Origin of the sequence: Pseudomonas sp. B7 (genome assembly GCF_016735645.1) — a bacterium.
In the GTDB taxonomy this organism is placed as follows: domain Bacteria; phylum Pseudomonadota; class Gammaproteobacteria; order Pseudomonadales; family Pseudomonadaceae; genus Aquipseudomonas; species Aquipseudomonas glycinae.
The window spans coordinates 404,238-421,120 of record NZ_JAERRE010000002.1; the positions used below are offsets into that span (position 1 = coordinate 404,238).

General features: G+C 63.1%; 14 protein-coding genes. 7 read left to right on the forward strand and 7 right to left on the reverse strand.

The genetic code is table 11. The features are described 5' to 3' along the window. Nucleotides 1-23 precede the first annotated feature (23 nt). The 7 genes from JKA62_RS06765 to JKA62_RS06795 form a co-directional block, all read right to left on the reverse strand. Nucleotides 24-1,034, reverse strand: a complete 1,011-nt coding sequence (locus JKA62_RS06765; RefSeq protein WP_011332644.1) for a chemotaxis response regulator protein-glutamate methylesterase — start codon at nucleotides 1,032-1,034, stop codon at nucleotides 24-26. Next, entirely contained in the window at nucleotides 1,031-3,325 is a 2,295-nt protein-coding gene (locus tag JKA62_RS06770) for a hybrid sensor histidine kinase/response regulator (protein WP_201817016.1), read from the reverse strand. The genes JKA62_RS06765 and JKA62_RS06770 overlap by 4 nt, the downstream gene beginning before the upstream one ends. Next, entirely contained in the window at nucleotides 3,322-4,005 is a 684-nt protein-coding gene (locus JKA62_RS06775; RefSeq protein WP_011332642.1) for a chemotaxis protein CheW, read from the reverse strand. Before JKA62_RS06775 ends, JKA62_RS06770 begins: the two co-directional genes overlap by 4 nt. Further along, nucleotides 4,002-5,279 carry a CheR family methyltransferase gene (locus tag JKA62_RS06780; RefSeq protein WP_011332641.1) on the reverse strand — a complete coding sequence of 426 codons (1,278 nt, stop codon included), beginning with the start codon at nucleotides 5,277-5,279 and terminating at the stop codon, nucleotides 4,002-4,004. Before JKA62_RS06780 ends, JKA62_RS06775 begins: the two co-directional genes overlap by 4 nt. Beyond that, nucleotides 5,276-5,812, reverse strand: a complete 537-nt coding sequence (locus JKA62_RS06785; RefSeq protein WP_011332640.1) for a chemotaxis protein CheW — start codon at nucleotides 5,810-5,812, stop codon at nucleotides 5,276-5,278. Before JKA62_RS06785 ends, JKA62_RS06780 begins: the two co-directional genes overlap by 4 nt. Further along, complete coding sequence (locus JKA62_RS06790) at nucleotides 5,812-7,434, reverse strand: methyl-accepting chemotaxis protein (protein WP_011332639.1); 1,623 nt, start codon at nucleotides 7,432-7,434, stop codon at nucleotides 5,812-5,814. Before JKA62_RS06790 ends, JKA62_RS06785 begins: the two co-directional genes overlap by 1 nt. Nucleotides 7,435-7,693: 259 nt before the next feature. Beyond that, the gene (locus tag JKA62_RS06795) at nucleotides 7,694-8,416 is read right to left on the reverse strand and encodes a tellurite resistance TerB family protein (protein WP_011332638.1); all 723 of its coding nucleotides are present in this window, start codon (nucleotides 8,414-8,416) and stop codon (nucleotides 7,694-7,696) included. A gap of 177 nt (nucleotides 8,417-8,593) precedes the next feature. Here JKA62_RS06795 and JKA62_RS06800 point away from each other — a divergent pair, with 177 nt between their 5' ends. The 7 genes from JKA62_RS06800 to JKA62_RS06830 all read left to right on the forward strand — a co-directional run bounded on the left by JKA62_RS06800 (nucleotide 8,594) and on the right by JKA62_RS06830 (nucleotide 16,875). Beyond that, nucleotides 8,594-9,508 (forward strand): LysR family transcriptional regulator, encoded by a 915-nt coding sequence (locus JKA62_RS06800; RefSeq protein ID WP_007954670.1) that lies wholly within the window; start codon nucleotides 8,594-8,596, stop codon nucleotides 9,506-9,508. 99 nt (nucleotides 9,509-9,607) lie between these two features. After that, nucleotides 9,608-11,095, forward strand: coding sequence for a gamma-aminobutyraldehyde dehydrogenase (locus JKA62_RS06805; protein ID WP_011332637.1), 1,488 nt, complete (start codon nucleotides 9,608-9,610; stop codon nucleotides 11,093-11,095). Nucleotides 11,096-11,177: 82 nt separating this feature from the next. After that, a complete protein-coding gene (gene ydcS / locus JKA62_RS06810) occupies nucleotides 11,178-12,329 on the forward strand; it encodes a putative ABC transporter substrate-binding protein YdcS (RefSeq protein WP_011332636.1) in 1,152 nt (383 codons plus the stop codon). Nucleotides 12,330-12,626: 297 nt separating this feature from the next. Further along, nucleotides 12,627-13,664, forward strand: coding sequence for an ABC transporter ATP-binding protein (locus JKA62_RS06815; RefSeq protein ID WP_011332635.1), 1,038 nt, complete (start codon nucleotides 12,627-12,629; stop codon nucleotides 13,662-13,664). 1 nt (nucleotide 13,665) lies between these two features. Next, the gene (locus JKA62_RS06820; protein WP_007954664.1) at nucleotides 13,666-14,601 is read left to right on the forward strand and encodes an ABC transporter permease; all 936 of its coding nucleotides are present in this window, start codon (nucleotides 13,666-13,668) and stop codon (nucleotides 14,599-14,601) included. Then, on the forward strand, nucleotides 14,591-15,400 hold the full coding sequence (locus JKA62_RS06825; RefSeq protein ID WP_007954663.1) for an ABC transporter permease: 810 nt from the start codon (nucleotides 14,591-14,593) through the stop codon (nucleotides 15,398-15,400). Before JKA62_RS06820 ends, JKA62_RS06825 begins: the two co-directional genes overlap by 11 nt. Before the next feature lie 50 nt (nucleotides 15,401-15,450). Continuing rightward, complete coding sequence (locus JKA62_RS06830; protein WP_011332634.1) at nucleotides 15,451-16,875, forward strand: gamma-aminobutyraldehyde dehydrogenase; 1,425 nt, start codon at nucleotides 15,451-15,453, stop codon at nucleotides 16,873-16,875. Nucleotides 16,876-16,883: the final 8 nt, after the last annotated feature.

Here is a 16,883-nt window from a genome sequence, read left to right on the forward strand (position 1 = left end):
GCCAGGAATGCGGAGGAACACGTTCATTTGGGGAATATCTCCAGCAATCGTGGCGCTATCTTTTCCAGTGGACGGATTTCTACGGCCGCGTCGATGGCTGCGGCAGCCTTGGGCATGCCGTACACCGCACTGCTTTGCTGATCCTGCGCGATGGTCAGATAGCCCTGTTGACGCATGAGCTTAAGCCCTTGAGCCCCGTCGCGTCCCATCCCTGTCAATAAAACCCCTACTGCGTCACCATTCCAGTAGTTGGCGACGCTTTCGAAAAACACGTCGATCGAGGGGCGGTAGATCTCGTTGACCGGCTCGGCGGTGTAGGCCAGCGTGCCGTTCTTGAGCAAACGAATATGGTGGTTGGTGCCGGCCAGCAACACCGCGCCGGCCTGCGGCGGTTCGCCTTCGCGGGCCAGACGCACATCCAGACCGCTGGCGCTGGCCAGCCATTCGGCCATGCCGGCGGCGAACACCTGATCAACATGCTGCACCAGCACGATGGCCGCCGAAAAGTGGCGTGGCAGGCCCTTGAGCAAGACTTCCAGCGCCGCCGGACCACCGGCCGAAGAGCCGATCGCCACCAGCCGCTGGCGCGAGGCGGTACTGCGCGGTGCCGCAGGTGCGGGGCGCGAGCGGGCGGTTTTCTCGCCGATCAGCCAGCCGATATTAAGGATTTTACGCAGCAGTGGCGCCGCCGCTTCCTGAGGGTTGCCACCGCCGATGGCCGGGGTGTCGACCACGTCCAGCGCGCCGTGGCCCATGGCTTCGAACACCCGGTGCACGTTCTGCTGGCGGTCCACGGTGACGATGACGATCGCGCACGGGCTCTCGGCCATGATCCGGCGGGTGGCCTCGACGCCATCCATCACCGGCATGATCAGGTCCATCAGGATCAGGTCCGGGGTGTTTTCCGCGCACAGGCGCACCGCTTCGGCGCCGTTGCTGGCGACCCACACCACCTGATGCGCCGGCTCGAAGGCCAGCGCACGACGCAGGGCTTCCACCGCCAGAGGCATGTCATTGACGATTGCGATCTTCATGCCCGCGCTCCTCCGATGAGCTCAACCACCGCGTCGAGCAGGGCGTCGTCATGAAAACTGGCCTTGGCCAGATAATAGTCGGCGCCGGCGTCCAGTCCACGGCGGCGATCTTCCTCGCGATCCTTGTAGGACACCACCATCACCGGCAACGATTGCAGACGGTTGTCGCGGCGCAGCAGCGAGACCAGTTCGATGCCGTCCATGCGCGGCATGTCAATGTCGGTGATCAGCAGATCGAAGTCCTCGGAGCGCAGGGCGTTCCAGCCGTCCATGCCGTCCACCGCAACGGCCACGTCGTAGCCGCGATTGAGCAGCAGCTTGCGTTGCAGCTCGCGCACGGTCAGCGAGTCGTCGACCACCAGAATCCGTTTGCGCGCGGCTTCCGCGGCCTGATTACCGTGGCGGGCAATGCGCTCCAGACGCCCGGTATTGAGCAGTTTGTCCACCGAACGCAGCATGTCTTCAACATCGACGATCAGCACCACCGAGCCATCGTCGAGCAAGGCCCCGGCGGAAATGTCCTGCACCTTGCCCAGCCGTTCGTCCAGTGGCAGCACCACCAGCGTGCGCTCGCCGATGAAGCGCTCGACCGCCACGCCGTAGATCGCATCACGCTCGCGGATCACCACGACCTTCAGGGTCTCGCCGCTGTTCTGGCTGGCCGGGCGTTGCAACAACTGACTGGCCGCCACCAGCCCGACGTGCCGGCCTTCGTGCCAGAAATGCTGGCGCCCTTCGACCTGCACGATGTCCTCCGGCGCCAGGTCGCACATGCGCTCGATGTGCGCCAGCGGGAAGGCATAGGCCTCGTCGCCGACCTCCACCACCAGGCTGCGCACCACCGACAGGGTCAGCGGCACTTCGAGATAGAAACGACTGCCCTCGCCCGCCGTCTGCTCCAGCACCACCGCACCGCGCAACTGGCGGACCATGTGCTGAACAGCATCGAGACCGACGCCACGACCCGACACTTCGGTGACCTTGTCGCGCAGACTGAAACCCGGCAGAAACAGGAAGGTCAGCAGTTCCTCTTCACTCAACTGGGCGGCGGTTTCCGCGGGCGACAACTGGCGTTCGACGATGCTGCGGCGGACTTTTTCCAGATCCACACCATTGCCGTCGTCGCTCAGTTCCAGCACCAGCAGACCGGCCTGATGCGAGGCGCGCAGACGGATCAGGCCTTCCTCGGACTTGCCCTTGAGCAGGCGTTCCTGTGGGGTTTCGATGCCGTGATCGACCGCGTTGCGCAGCAGGTGTGTGAGCGGTGCTTCGAGTTTTTCCAGCACATCGCGGTCGACCTGAGTCTTCTCACCCTCGATCTCCAGCCGCACCTGTTTGCCGAGACTACGGCCGAGGTCGCGCACCATCCGCACCTGACCCGACAGCACATCGGCGAACGGCCGCATGCGGCAGGCCAGCGCGGTGTCATAGAGCACTTGCGCACGCTGACTCGCCTGCCAGGCAAACTCGTCGAGTTCGGCGTTTTTCTCTGCCAGCAACTGCTGGGATTCGGCGAGCAAACGTCGCGCGTCTTCCAGCGCCTCTTGAGCTTCAAGGCTCAGGGCGTGTTCCTTGAGATGAACGTTAAGACTTTCCAGCGCCCGCAGGCCGTTGTTCTGCATGCGTTTGAGGCGCTGCATGGTGGCCAGGTGCGGCTTGAGGCGCTGGGTTTCCACCAGGGATTTGCTCGACAGGTCGAGCAGGCTGTTCAGGCGTTCGGCGGTGACCCGCAGCACCCGCTCGCCACCTTCAGTGGTGCGTTTGCTCTTGCGCGGCGCGGGCTCCGGCTCGGTCACCTCGACCGAGACTTCAACCGGCGCTGGCTCAACCACCGGCAGTGGCTGAAGCTGAAACTCGGCCATCGGCGGTGCGCTCTGAGCGGCGGGCACCACGGCCGGTGCCGCCGGGTCGAGCAAACCGCCCATCAACGCCACATAAGCCTCGATGTCCGCCGGTTGCGGGCCGTTGGCCGGGGTGGCGATGCGCATCAGCAAATCGGTGCCCTGCAACAACGCGTCGATATGCTCCGGACGCAGGAACAACCGCCCCTCCTGCGCACTGACCAGGCAATCTTCCATCACGTGGGCGACGCTGACGCCGCTGTCGATGCCGACGATCCGCGCCGCGCCTTTCAACGAGTGCGCCGCGCGCATGCACGATTCGAGCTGATCGGCCTGGGTCGGATTGCGCTCCAGCGCCAGCAGCCCGGCGCTGAGCACCTGGGTCTGGGCTTCGGCTTCGAGGCTGAACAGCTCGAGCAAGGAGGCGTCGCGCATTTGCTCGGGGGTCATGTGAGGCTCCGGGACACGGCGGACAACAGCTGTTCTTCATCCAGCCAACGCAGGCTGCGACCTTTGAAAGGCAACACGCCTCGGGTGTATTTGGCACTGGCCTGTGCGCCGGAACGTGACGCGGCGTCGAGGATTCGCTCGTCGATGGCGTGAATCCCGTCGACTTCGTCAACCGGCACCACCACCGGCCCGCCCTGGGCCGCGATGATCAGCATGCGCGGCATGATCCGCGCGCCGGTCGCCGGGGCTGCGCTGCTGTCGAGATCGAGCAGTTCGACCAGTGACAGGCACGCCACCAGCGCACCGCGCACGTTCGCCACGCCGAGCAAGGCCCGGGAGCGCTGGTGCGGCAGCGAGTGAATCGCCTGCAACGGCGCGACCTCCACCAGACTGCGGGTGGCCAGACCGAGCCATTCTTCGCCGAGGCGGAACATCAGCAGCGAACGGGTCTTCAGCTCGGTCTCGACCTGGATCGCCACCGGATCGCGCTCGTCCTGCTGCAACGCATAGCGGTCGAGCAGGCGCGTGGCGGCGGCGGAATACACCGAGCAATTGCGGCAATGGATGTGCTCATCCAGCAGCGGACAGGACTTGTCGCCGTGGATGCCGATGCGGTTCCAGCAATCGTCGATGGCCCGGGCGTCTTCGTGGGTGACGTTCAAGGTGTCGGACGGGATCATCGTTTACGCTCACTGTCGGCGGTGCGGCCGCTGCGGGCGGCGCGCTCCTGCAATCGTCTGGCGCCGGCCGTGTCGCCCTGGGCCTGCAGCAACGCAGCCAAGTGCATCAAGGCTTCGGGGTGTTGCGGTTCGAGGTAGAGCGCCTTGCGGTAAAAGCCCTGGGCTTCGAGGGCGCTGCCGGCGACATCGCTCAACAGGCCGAGCCAGTAAAACACCTGGGCCACCGGCTCATGGCTGCGCAAATACTGTTCGCACGCAGCCCGGGCCTCTGCGCTTTTGCCTTCGTTGGCCAGGGCGGCGATGTTGGCCAACAAGGTCGTGGCGTCGGGATTTGTGCTTTTAGCCGTCGCGGGCAAAGGCGTCACGCCAGCAAACGGACGGTTGCGCACCGGCGTCGGTGGCGTGCTGCGCAGCGGCTGGCGCACAGGCAACGGCAGCGGAATAGCGGTCGGCATCGGCAACGGTTCGGGCTGCGGTTCGCTGTGACGACTGAAGGCGAACGACTGCGGAATTCCGATCGAACGCATGCCGAGCCGCCCGAGCAGGCTGCCTTCGGCCGGGCCGATAAACAGCACGCCATCGACATGGGTCAGGCGCTTGAGCACGGCAAATACCTGCTGCTGGGTTGGCTGATCGAAATAGATCAGCAAGTTGCGGCAGAACACGAAATCGAACGGCGGCTCGTTGACCAGCAATGACGGATCGAGCACGTTGCCAACATGCAAGCGCACCTGCTCGCGGACGCTTTCACTCACCCGGTAACCTTCGTTCTCGGCAGAAAAATGCCGCTCGCGAAAATCCAGCTCCTGGCCGCGAAACGAGTTCTTGCCGTACAGCGCCCGCCGCGCCTTGTCCACCGACAACGGGCTGACGTCCATGCCATCGACCTTGAACTGATGGGGCTTGAGACCGGCATCGAGCAACGCCATGGCAATCGAATAGGGTTCTTCACCGGTGGAACACGGCAGGCTGAGGATGCGCAGCGCGCGCATGTTGTTCAATTCGCCCAGGCGTTTGCGCGCCAGTTTGCCCAGGGTGGCGAAGGATTCCGGGTAACGGAAAAACCAGGTCTCGGGGACGATCACCGCTTCGATCAGCGCCTGCTGTTCATCCCGCGAGCCTTGCAGGGTCTGCCAGTACTCATCGGCATTCACCGTTTGCGACAGGGTGATGCGCTGGCGCACGGCCCGCTCGATGATCGCCGGCCCGACCGAAGCGACGTCGAGGCCGATGCGTTCCTTGAGAAAGTCGAAGAAGCGCTGGTCGCTGCTCATGGCTGCTCCTCAAGCCGCGCCGGATCCAGCGGCGGTGTCGGGAACAACAGCGTGCGCACCGACTCGTCGAGCAAGTCGTTGACCCGTACCCACTGCACCAGCCCTTGCGCGTCTTCGCGCACCGGGCCCAGGTACGGTGCCTGACGATTGTCGAGGCCGTACGACTGAAACTCATCCGGGTTGCAGCGCAGGGTGTCGGTGGCCTGTTCGAGGATCAGTCCCAACCACTGCGCGGGTTGCGAGTCTTCCGCGCGGTAATGCACCAGCACCAGTCGCGTGCTGGTGCGCGCTTGCGCAGGATGGCCGAAGGTCAGGGCACTGAGGTCGATCACCGGCACCACCGTGCCGCGATAGGCGAACACCCCCGCCACCCAGTGCGGCGCCCGGGCAATCGGCTTCAACGGCAGGCGCGGCAGCACTTCGGCTACTTCCGTGGCGCGCAGGGCGTAGCGTTCGCTGCCGATGCGAAACAGCAGAAACAACGCCTGCTTCGCCACCGGTGCAGCGCTGCGTTTGGCGGTGATTTCGCTCATCAGACTTTGAATCGCGAAACGCCGCTGCGCAGGCCCACGGCCACCTGGCTCAGTTCGTCGATGGCGAAACTGGCCTGACGCAACGACTCGACGGTCTGGCTGCTGGCATCACCCAGCTGCACCAGCGCATGGTTGATCTGCTCGGCGCCGGTGGCCTGGGCCTGCATGCCTTCGTTGACCATCAATACCCGCGGCGCCAGCGCCTGCACCTGATGGATGATCTGCGACAGCTGCTCGCCGACCTGCTGCACTTCAGCCATGCCGCGACGCACTTCCTCGGAGAACTTGTCCATGCCCATCACCCCGGCGGACACCGCCGACTGGATCTCGCGGACCATCTGTTCGATGTCATACGTGGCAACAGCGGTCTGATCCGCCAGACGCCGCACTTCGGTGGCGACCACGGCAAAACCGCGACCGTATTCGCCGGCCTTCTCCGCTTCGATCGCAGCGTTCAGGGAAAGCAGGTTGGTCTGGTCGGCGACCTTGACGATGGTCACCACCACCTGATTGATGTTGCCGGCCTTCTCGTTGAGGATCGCCAGTTTGGCGTTCACCAGATCCGCCGCGCCCATCACCGAATGCATGGTGTCTTCCATCCGCGCCAGGCCTTGCTGCCCGGAACCGGCCAGCACCGAGGCCTGATCGGCGGCGGTGGAGACTTCGGTCATCGTGCGTACGAGATCGCGGGAGGTCGCCGCAATTTCGCGAGACGTCGCGCCGATTTCAGTGGTGGTCGCAGCGGTTTCGGTGGCGGTGGCTTGCTGTTGCTTGGAGGTCGCAGCGATCTCGGTCACCGAGGTGGTGACCTGCACCGACGAGCGCTGGGCCTGGGACACCAGCGAGGTGAGCTCGGTCATCATGTCGTTGAAGCCGGTTTCCACGGCGCCGAACTCGTCCTTGCGCTCGAGATTCAAGCGGCTGCTCAGATCGCCGGTGCGCATGATGTCGAGGATCTGCACGATACGGTTCATCGGCGCCATGATCGCGCGCATCAGCAACAGACCACAGAAACCGGCGGCCAGCACCGCCACCACCAGCGACACAAACATGCTGACTTTGGCTGCCGCCACGGCCTCGTCGATGTTGGCCATGGCCTGGTCGGCGACTCTCTTGTTTTCGCTGATGATGTCGTTGAGCTTCATCCGGCCCGAGTACCAGGTCGGAGTCAGTTGCTCGTGGAACAGCTTGACCGCATCCGCTTCCAGATTTCGCTTGTGCAGATCGAGCACCGCATCCTGAATTTTCAGGTAGGCATCGTGATACTTCTCGAACGCCGCGAATTCGAGCTTGTCCTCGTCCGTGACCACCGTGCCACGGTAATTGGCCATCTGTTCCTGAAGCCGAGATTCGAAAGCCTTGTAATCGGCCGCGTCTTCACTGCTGATGCCCTGCCCTTCCTTGAGCCCCAGCAGTTCCTGGGTCTGCAGGTAGCTGTCGACCCACGCGCCACGAATCATCGAGCTGTAATAGACGCCGGGAATCGCGTCGTCACGGACGCTGTTTTCACTGGCTTCGATCTTCAGCAGCCGCGAATACGAGACGACCACCATCAGCAGCATGATGGCGATAATCACCGCAAAGCTCGCCAAAATGCGTTGGCGCAACGTCCAGTTCTTCACAGTCAGTCCTCGGGGCGGGTCGAAATGCGGGGGAGTATAGCTGAGGGCGGTGTTTCATTTATAAGACGGTTTGCCGCGCTCTGGCCTTTCGCTCATGAAACGCGATGGGCTCTGGACTGGGACTTTCCGGCAATCGGAGGTCGGCGTGCCAGTGACGCAATGGCAAAAAGGGGCGATGGATTGGTCATTTCAGCTGCTGCAACGAAAGAACCCGCCATCCTGTGCGGGATTGCGGGTTCTGATATCGCTGACAACAGTTTTACTGGGTAGCTACACGGACCTGCTTCTCCAGCTCCACCTTCAACCCCGGCTCCAGCTTCAACTGCCGCGCCAGTTCATCCAGATAGCTCTTCTCCATGAAGTTCTCCTCATCCACCAGCATCACGCTCGCCACGTACATCTCGGCGGCCATCTCCGGCGTACTCGCCGCGCGGGCGACGTCGGTGGGGTCGAGGGGTTTGTTGAGTTCGGCGTGGAGCCAGTGTTTGAGTTCCTGATCGTTGTCGAGCTTGGTGAACTCGCCTTCGATCAGTTGGCGTTCGCGGTCGTCGATGTGGCCGTCGGCCTTGGCGGCGGCGACCAGGGCCTTGAGGATCGCCTGGCTGTGTTGTTCGACTTGCGCCGGTGGCAGGCGATCGAGGGTTTGCGGTTCGCTTTGTGGGGCAGTGCCTTTCTGGGCGTTCCAGTTGCCGTAGGCTTTGTAGGCGATCACGCCCAGTGCGGCGAGGCCGCCGTAGAGGGCGACTTTACCGCCAACCTTGCGGGCCTTTTTACTGCCCAGCAGCAGGCCCATGGCGCCAGCCGCCAGGGCACCGCCGCCTGCGCCTGACAGCAAGCCGCCGAGTGCGCCGTTACTGGAAGATCCGCCCAGCAAGCCGCCCAAACCGCCGGCCGCCGGTTTGTTCTGCGCCCCGCCCGCCTTGTTCTGCAGCAGATCCTGGCCGGACTTGAGGAGTTGATCGAGCAATCCACGGGTGTTCATGTTCCGTCTCCAAACAGGGGGTTATCCGGATCAATAAGGCCCTCAGCCTAGTTCGAAAGTGCCCGTCATTTGGGTGCGAGTGTGCTTCCAGATGTTGCCTGGCTCAGAGCAGCCCTTCGCGAAAATAGATATACACTCGAGGCAATCTATAAAAACCGCCCACTGGGTAAACCTTCCATGATGACCTTGCGTCAGATCCGCCATTTCATCGCCGTGGCCGAGACCGGCTCGATCTCCGCCGCCGCGCAAACCGCGTTCATTTCCCAATCGACCCTGACCCTGGCCATCCAGCAACTGGAGGAAGAGATCGGTGTCAGCCTGTTCAACCGCCACGCCAAGGGCATGACGCTGACCCATCAGGGCCACCAGTTCCTGCGCCAGGCGCACCTGATTCTGGCGACCGTAGACAACGCCAAACGCAGCCTGCAACAGAGCACCGATCAGGTCGCCGGGCAGCTGATCGTCGGCGTGACCAGTCTGGTGGCCGGTTATTACCTGGCGGATTTGCTGACCCGTTTCCAGCGCGCCTATCCCAATGTCGAGATCCGGGTGATGGAGGACGAGCGGCCGTACATCGAGCATTTGCTGGTCAGCGGCGAGATCGATGTCGGTGTGCTGATCCTGTCCAACCTCGAAGACCGCCACGCTTTGCAGACCGAAGTGCTGACCCATTCGCCGCACCGTTTGTGGCTACCGGCCCAGCATCCGCTGCTGGAACACGACAGCATCAACCTCGCCGATGTCGCCCGGGAGCCGTTGATTCAGCTGAACGTCGACGAGATGGATCGCAACGCCCAACGCCTGTGGCGCGGGGCCGGACTGCAGCCGAAGATCACCCTCAGAACTGCGTCCACCGAGGCCGTACGAAGTCTGGTCGCGGCGGGTCTCGGCGTTTCGATCCAGCCCGACATGACCTACCGCCCTTGGTCGCTGGAAGGCGACATCATCGAAGCCCGGCCGATTGCCGACCTCAACCAGACCCTCGACGTCGGCCTGGCCTGGCGTCGTGGCACGGCGCGACCCGCACTGGTCGACCCGTTCCTGACCGTGGCCCGCGAACAGCCCCACGGCGGACGCAAGCCATCTATTTAATCGAATGCCACCTTCAATATTTAGAATTTGTCGACCCCGGAGCCGCGCACTAGTCTTGCTGCATCGATAAGACGGTCGGCTCCCGGAACAGGGAGCAACATGGCCATACAAGAAAAGAGATCACGGAAAATGGCTGGCGCGCAGACCCACATGCATACCGCGTTGCTGATCGACGGCGAACTGGTCGCCGGCCAGGGTTTTGTCGAACCGATCCTCAACCCGGCCACCGGCGAAGTCCTGACCCAGATCGCCGAAGCCAGCACCGAGCAAGTCGAAGCCGCCATCCTCGCCGCCCACCGCGCTTTTGCCGAGTGGTCGCGCACCACCCCGCAACAACGTTCGAACCTGCTGCTGGAAATCGCCAACGCCGTCGAAAAGCACGCTGACCACCTCGCCCGCCTCGAAGCACTGAACTGCGGTAAGCCGCTGCATCTGGCGCGGCAGGACGATTTAACCGCGACCATCGATGTGTTCCGCTTCTTCGCCGGCGCCGTGCGCTGCCAGACCGGCCAGCTCAGCGGCGAATACGTGCCGGGTTACACCAGCATGGTGCGCCGCGATCCGATTGGCGTCGTCGCCTCGATTGCGCCGTGGAACTACCCGATCATGATGGCCGCGTGGAAGATCGCCCCGGCCCTCGCCGCCGGCAATACGCTGGTGTTCAAGCCTTCCGAGCACACGCCGCTGTCGATTCTGGCGCTGGCTCCGGCGTTGGCCGAAATCCTGCCGCGCGGGGTGATCAATATCGTCTGCGGTGGCGGCGAAGGGGTTGGCAGTCACTTGGTCGGGCATCCGAAAGTGCGCATGGTGTCGCTGACCGGCGATATCGTCACCGGCCAGAAAATTCTCCAGGCCGCCGCCAAAACCCTCAAACGCACGCACCTCGAACTCGGCGGCAAGGCCCCGGTGATCGTGTGCAACGATGCCGATCTCAAAGCCGTGGTCGAAGGCGTGCGCACTTATGGCTATTACAACGCCGGGCAGGACTGCACGGCGGCTTGCCGGATTTACGCCCAGGCCGGGATTCACGACAAATTGGTCGCCGAGCTCGGTGCGGCGGTCAGCAGCCTGCGCTTCGCCGGCAAACGCGACGCCGACAACGAGATCGGTCCGCTGATCAGCACCCGCCAGCGCGACCGCGTGGCCAGCTTCGTCGAGCGCGCCCTCGGCCAGCCGCACATCGAGCGGGTGACCGGCGCGGCGGTGCATTCCGGCGCCGGGTTCTTCTATCAGCCAACCCTGCTGGCCGGTTGCAAACAGAGCGATGAAATCGTCCAGCGCGAAGTGTTCGGCCCGGTGGTGACCGTGACCCGCTTCGACGAACTGGCGCAAGCGGTGGACTGGGCCAACGACTCGGAATACGGCCTCGCTTCGTCGGTCTGGACCCAGAACCTGGACAAGGCGATGCAGGTCGCCGCACGCCTGCAGTACGGCTGCACCTGGATCAACAGCCATTTCATGCTGGCCAGCGAAATGCCCCACGGCGGGTTGAAACGCTCCGGTTACGGCAAAGACTTATCCAGCGATTCGCTGCAGGACTACAGCGTGGTGCGGCACATCATGGCCCGCCACGGCCAGCATCTCTGACTACGCTAATAACAAGCCGACCACGGCATGCTTCACCGCGTTCACAACTGCCCCGACCATAATTTGAAGAAGAGGGTTCACCATGTTCGTGCACAAGACCGCACTGCTCAGTGCAATCACCATGGCCCTGCTGGCCAGCGCCAGCCTGCAGGCCGCCGAGCCGCTGAAAGCCGTCGGCGCCGGCGAAGGCCAGCTGGATATCGTCGCCTGGCCCGGCTACATCGAACGCGGTGAAAGCGACAAGGCCTACGACTGGGTGACCGGTTTCGAGAAGGAAACCGGCTGCAAGGTCAATGTGAAAACCGCCGCCACCTCTGACGAAATGGTCAGCCTGATGGCCAAGGGCGGTTACGACCTGGTGACCGCGTCGGGCGATGCCTCGTTGCGGTTGATCGTCGGCAAGCGTGTGCAACCGATCAACACCGCGTTGATCCCGAACTGGAAATCCCTCGACCCGCGCCTGAAAGACGCACCGTGGTACGTCGTCAACAACCAGACCTTCGGCACCCCGTACCAGTGGGGCCCGAACGTGCTGATGTACAACACCAACGTGTTCAAGACCGCGCCGACCAGCTGGAACGTGGTGTTCGACGCGCAGAACCTGCCGGACGGCAAGCCGAACAAGGGCCGCGTGCAAGCCTACGACGGCCCGATCTACATCGCCGATGCGGCGCTGTACCTGAAATCCACCAAGCCTGAGCTGGGGATCAAGGATCCGTACCAACTCACCGAAGATCAGTACAAGGCTGTGCTGGAACTGTTGCGCGCCCAGCAGAAGCTGATTCACCGCTACTGGCACGACACCACGGTGCAGATGAGCGACTTCAAGAACGAAGGCGTGGTCGCGTCCAGCGCCTGGCCGTATCAGGTCAATGGGCTGATCAACGAGAAACAGCCGATCGCTTCGACCGTGCCGAAAGAAGGCGCCACCGGCTGGGCCGACACCACCATGCTGCACGCCGAAGCCAAGCACCCGAACTGCGCGTACAAGTGGATGGACTGGTCGCTGCAACCGAAAGTCCAGGGTGATGTGGCGGCCTGGTTCGGTTCGTTGCCGGCGGTTCCGGCGGCGTGTCAGGGCAGTGAGTTGCTCGGGGCTGAAGGCTGCAAGACCAACGGCTTTGATCAGTTCGACAAGATCGCTTTCTGGAAAACCCCGCAGGCTGAGGGTGGGAAGTTTGTGCCGTATAGCCGGTGGACGCAGGACTACATTGCGATTATGGGCGGTAGGTAGCACTCCGGAACGACTCGGTCTGCCCCCTTTCCCCTCGCCCCCCCTGGGGGAGAGGGCTGGGCGGGCGGCGTGCCGATGAGGGGGTAGCTTTTGACTTTGCTTTTGAAATTGGAGCAATGGCTGAAATAGCTGCCCTCACCCCCCGCCCTCTCCCGGAGGGAGAGGGAGCTAAAAGCGAACCGCGTCGCCCTCATCAAAGGTGAGCCAACACGGGCATACACCGCCAAACGATCCAGTTTTTTCAGAAGTCCAGGCAGGGCCGCTGCGACGGCCTTCGCCTTTTCGGAGCACCGCACCATGACGCTTGCAGTCCAGTTCACTAACGTTTCCCGGCAGTTCGGCGAAGTGAAAGCCGTTGACCGGGTTTCCATCGATATCCAGGACGGCGAGTTCTTTTCCATGCTCGGCCCCTCCGGTTCGGGCAAGACCACGTGCCTGCGCCTGATCGCCGGGTTCGAGCAACCGAGCGCGGGCTCGATCCGCATTCACGGTGCCGAAGCCGCCGGCCTGCCGCCCTATCAACGCGACGTCAACACCGTGTTTCAGGATTACGCGCTGTTCCCGCACATGAACGTGCTGGACAACGTCGCCTACGGTTTGAAAGTCAAAGGCGTAAACAAAACCGAACGCCACAAGCGCGCCGAAGAAGCCTTGGACATGGTCGCCCTCGGCGGCTACGGTGCCCGTAAACCGGTGCAGTTGTCCGGCGGTCAGCGCCAGCGTGTCGCCCTCGCCCGCGCCCTGGTCAATCGCCCGCGAGTGTTGTTGCTCGACGAGCCGTTGGGCGCTCTCGACCTGAAGCTGCGCGAACAGATGCAAAGCGAGCTGAAGAAGCTGCAACGCCAGCTCGGCATCACCTTCATCTTCGTCACTCACGACCAGACCGAAGCGCTGTCAATGTCCGACCGCGTGGCCGTGTTCAACAAGGGCCGCATCGAACAGGTCGACACGCCGCGCAATCTGTACATGAAACCGACCACTACCTTCGTCGCCGAATTCGTCGGCACTTCGAACGTGATTCGTGGCGATCTGGCGCGCCAGCTCAGCGGTCATCCGCAGCCGTTTTCGATCCGCCCGGAACACGTGCGTTTCGCCGAAGGCCCGCTGGCCAGCCACGAGATCGAAGTCAGTGGTCTGCTCCACGACATCCAGTATCAGGGCAGCGCCACGCGCTATGAACTGAAGCTGGAAAACGGCCAGACCCTGAGCATCAGCCAGGCCAACAATCAGTGGATCGACACCAGCTCGCAGCACCAGACCGGTCAGCGCATCAGCGCGCGCTGGGCGCGGGAAGCGATGATTCCGTTGCACGACACCGTTGCGAGCGGGGTGTGACATGACCGCCCTCGCCCTCCCGCAATCGGCGCCGTTGCGCAGGTTTTCCAACCTGCTCTATCGCAAGCCGAATCTGTATCTGTCGATGCTGCTGGTGCCGCCGCTGCTGTGGTTCGGCGCGATCTATCTGGGCTCGCTGCTGGTGCTGTTGTGGCAAGGTTTCTACACCTTCGACGACTTCACCATGGCGGTCACCCCGGACCTGACCCTGGCCAATTTCGCCGCGCTGTTTCAGCCGTCGAACTTCGACATCATCCTGCGCACCCTGAGCATGGCCGTCGTGGTGTCGATCGCCAGCGCCATCGTCGCGTTCCCGATTGCCTACTACATGGCGCGCTACACCACCGGCAAGACCAAGGCGTTTTTCTACATCGCGGTGATGATGCCGATGTGGGCCAGTTACATCGTCAAGGCCTACGCCTGGACGCTGCTGCTGGCCAAGGGCGGCGTGGCGCAGTGGTTCGTTCAGCACCTGGGGCTGGAGCCGGTTCTGCAGTTCATTCTGGGGATTCCCGGGGTCGGTGGCAGCACCTTGTCGACCTCGCATCTGGGGCGGTTCATGGTGTTCGTCTACATCTGGCTGCCGTTCATGATCCTGCCGATCCAGGCCTCGCTGGAACGCCTGCCGCCGTCGTTGCTGCAAGCCTCCGCCGACCTCGGGGCCAAGCCGCGCCAGACCTTCATGCAGGTGATTCTGCCGCTGTCGGTGCCAGGGATTGCGGCCGGTTCGATCTTCACCTTTTCGCTGACCCTGGGCGACTTCATCGTGCCGCAACTGGTGGGCCCGCCGGGCTACTTCGTCGGCAGCATGGTCTACGCGCAACAAGGCGCAATCGGCAACATGCCGATGGCCGCAGCGTTCACGCTGGTGCCGATCGTGCTGATCGCCATTTACCTGTCCATCGTCAAACGTCTGGGGGCCTTCGATGCACTCTGAAAAGGCTTCAATAGGCTTGCGCATTGCAGCCTGGGGCGGGCTGGTGTTTCTGCACTTCCCGATCCTGATCATCTTCCTCTACGCCTTCAACACCGAAGACGCGGCATTCAGCTTTCCACCGAAAGGCTTCACGCTGCATTGGTTCAGCGTGGCGTTTTCCCGGCCGGACGTGCTGGAAGCGATCAAACTGTCGCTGCAGATCGCGGCCATCGCCACGCTGATCGCGATGGTGCTCGGCACCCTCGCTTCCGCTGCGCTCTATCGCCGGGACTTCTTCGGCAAACAGGGCATTTCGCTGATGCTGATCCTGCCCATCGCGCTGCCGGGGATCATCACCGGGATCGCGCTGCTGGCGACCTTCAAGACGCTGGGCATTGAGCCTGGGATGTTCACCATCATCGTCGGCCACGCGACCTTCTGCGTGGTGATCGTCTACAACAACGTCATCGCCCGTTTGCGCCGCACCTCGCACAGCCTGATCGAGGCGTCGATGGATCTCGGCGCCGACGGCTGGCAGACCTTCCGCTACATCATCCTGCCGAACCTCGGCTCGGCGTTGCTCGCCGGCGGCATGCTCGCGTTTGCGCTGTCGTTCGACGAAATCATCGTCACCACTTTCACCGCCGGCCATGAACGCACCTTGCCGCTGTGGTTGCTCAATCAACTGAGCCGCCCGCGGGACGTGCCGGTGACCAACGTCGTGGCAATGCTGGTGATGCTGGTGACCATGCTGCCGATCCTCGGCGCCTACTACCTGACCCGGGGTGGCGAGAGCGTGGCCGGCAGCGGCGGTAAATGACTTCCCTGACCTTTCCCACCCTGAATTTGCAGTAGAAAGAGGACAACAACATGCAAACCAAACTCTTGATCAACGGCCAACTGGTCAACGGCGAAGGTCCGGCGCAGCCGGTGCTCAACCCGGCGCGTGGCGAAGTGCTGGTGGAAATCAACGAGGCCACCGAGGCCCAGGTCGATGCCGCCGTGCGCGCCGCCGACAGTGCCTTCGCCGAATGGTCGCAGACCACGCCGAAAGACCGTTCGCTGTTGCTGCTCAAACTCGCCGACGCCATCGAAGCCCACGGCGAAGAACTGGCGAAACTGGAATCGGACAACTGCGGCAAACCCTACAACGCCGCGCTGAACGACGAGATCCCGGCGATTGCCGACGTGTTTCGTTTCTTCGCCGGCGCCAGCCGTTGCATGAGCGGTTCGGCCGGCGGCGAATACCTGCCCGGCCACACCTCAATGATCCGCCGCGACCCGGTGGGCGTAATCGCCTCTATCGCGCCGTGGAACTACCCGCTGATGATGGTCGCCTGGAAAATCGCCCCGGCCCTCGCCGCCGGTAATACAGTGGTGCTCAAGCCGTCGGAACAAACCCCGCTGACCGCGTTGCGTCTGGCCGAACTGGCGTCGGACATTTTCCCGGCGGGTGTACTCAATCTGGTGTTCGGGCGTGGACCGAGCGTGGGCAGTCCGCTGGTGACCCATCCGAAAGTGCGCATGGTCTCGCTGACCGGCTCCATCGCCACTGGTTCGAACATCATTTCCAGCACCGCCGACAGCGTCAAACGCATGCACATGGAACTGGGCGGCAAGGCGCCGGTAATCATCTTCGACGACGCCGACATCGACGCGGCAGTCGAAGGCATTCGTACCTTCGGTTTCTACAACGCCGGCCAGGACTGCACCGCCGCGTGCCGGATCTACGCCCAGCAAGGCATCTACGACAAGTTCGTCGAGAAGCTCGGCGCAGCGGTCAGCAGCATCAAGTACGGCTTGCAGGATGATCCGTCGACCGAGCTCGGGCCGCTGATCACCGCCCAGCATCGCGACCGCGTGGCCGGGTTTGTCGAACGCGCTGTGGCGCAACCGCACATTCGCTTGATCACTGGCGGCAAGGCGGTGGACGGCAACGGTTTCTTCTTCGAACCGACGGTGCTGGCCGACGCGCAGCAGGACGACGAAATCGTCCGCCGCGAAGTGTTCGGGCCGGTGGTGTCGGTGACCAAATTCACCGACGAAGCCCAGGCGCTGGAGTGGGCCAACGATTCGGACTACGGCCTGGCGTCCTCGGTGTGGACGGCGGATGTAGGACGCGCCCATCGCTTGTCCGCACGCTTGCAGTACGGCTGCACCTGGGTGAATACGCACTTCATGCTTGTCAGCGAAATGCCTCATGGCGGTCAGAAACTGTCCGGCTACGGCAAGGACATGTCCATGTACGGGCTGGAGGACTACACCACGGTTCGGCATGTGATGTTCAAGCACTAAAGGCATCC

Excerpts from the sequence above, each read along its gene's own strand:
- JKA62_RS06765 (WP_011332644.1), bottom strand. The coding sequence starts at position 1,034 with ATGAAGATCGCAATCGTCAATGACATGCCTCTGGCGGTGGAAGCCCTG.
- JKA62_RS06820 (WP_007954664.1), top strand. The coding sequence starts at position 13,666 with ATGACCGCCCTCGCCCTCCCGCAATCGGCGCCGTTGCGCAGGTTTTCC.
- JKA62_RS06780 (WP_011332641.1), bottom strand. The coding sequence starts at position 5,279 with ATGAGCAGCGACCAGCGCTTCTTCGACTTTCTCAAGGAACGCATCGGC.
- JKA62_RS06830 (WP_011332634.1), top strand. The coding sequence starts at position 15,451 with ATGCAAACCAAACTCTTGATCAACGGCCAACTGGTCAACGGCGAAGGT.
- JKA62_RS06805 (WP_011332637.1), top strand. The coding sequence starts at position 9,608 with ATGGCCATACAAGAAAAGAGATCACGGAAAATGGCTGGCGCGCAGACC.
- JKA62_RS06800 (WP_007954670.1), top strand. The coding sequence starts at position 8,594 with ATGATGACCTTGCGTCAGATCCGCCATTTCATCGCCGTGGCCGAGACC.
- JKA62_RS06825 (WP_007954663.1), top strand. The coding sequence starts at position 14,591 with ATGCACTCTGAAAAGGCTTCAATAGGCTTGCGCATTGCAGCCTGGGGC.
- JKA62_RS06770 (WP_201817016.1), bottom strand. The coding sequence starts at position 3,325 with ATGACCCCCGAGCAAATGCGCGACGCCTCCTTGCTCGAGCTGTTCAGC.
- JKA62_RS06775 (WP_011332642.1), bottom strand. The coding sequence starts at position 4,005 with ATGATCCCGTCCGACACCTTGAACGTCACCCACGAAGACGCCCGGGCC.
- ydcS (WP_011332636.1), top strand. The coding sequence starts at position 11,178 with ATGTTCGTGCACAAGACCGCACTGCTCAGTGCAATCACCATGGCCCTG.
- JKA62_RS06815 (WP_011332635.1), top strand. The coding sequence starts at position 12,627 with ATGACGCTTGCAGTCCAGTTCACTAACGTTTCCCGGCAGTTCGGCGAA.
- JKA62_RS06785 (WP_011332640.1), bottom strand. The coding sequence starts at position 5,812 with ATGAGCGAAATCACCGCCAAACGCAGCGCTGCACCGGTGGCGAAGCAG.
- JKA62_RS06795 (WP_011332638.1), bottom strand. The coding sequence starts at position 8,416 with ATGAACACCCGTGGATTGCTCGATCAACTCCTCAAGTCCGGCCAGGAT.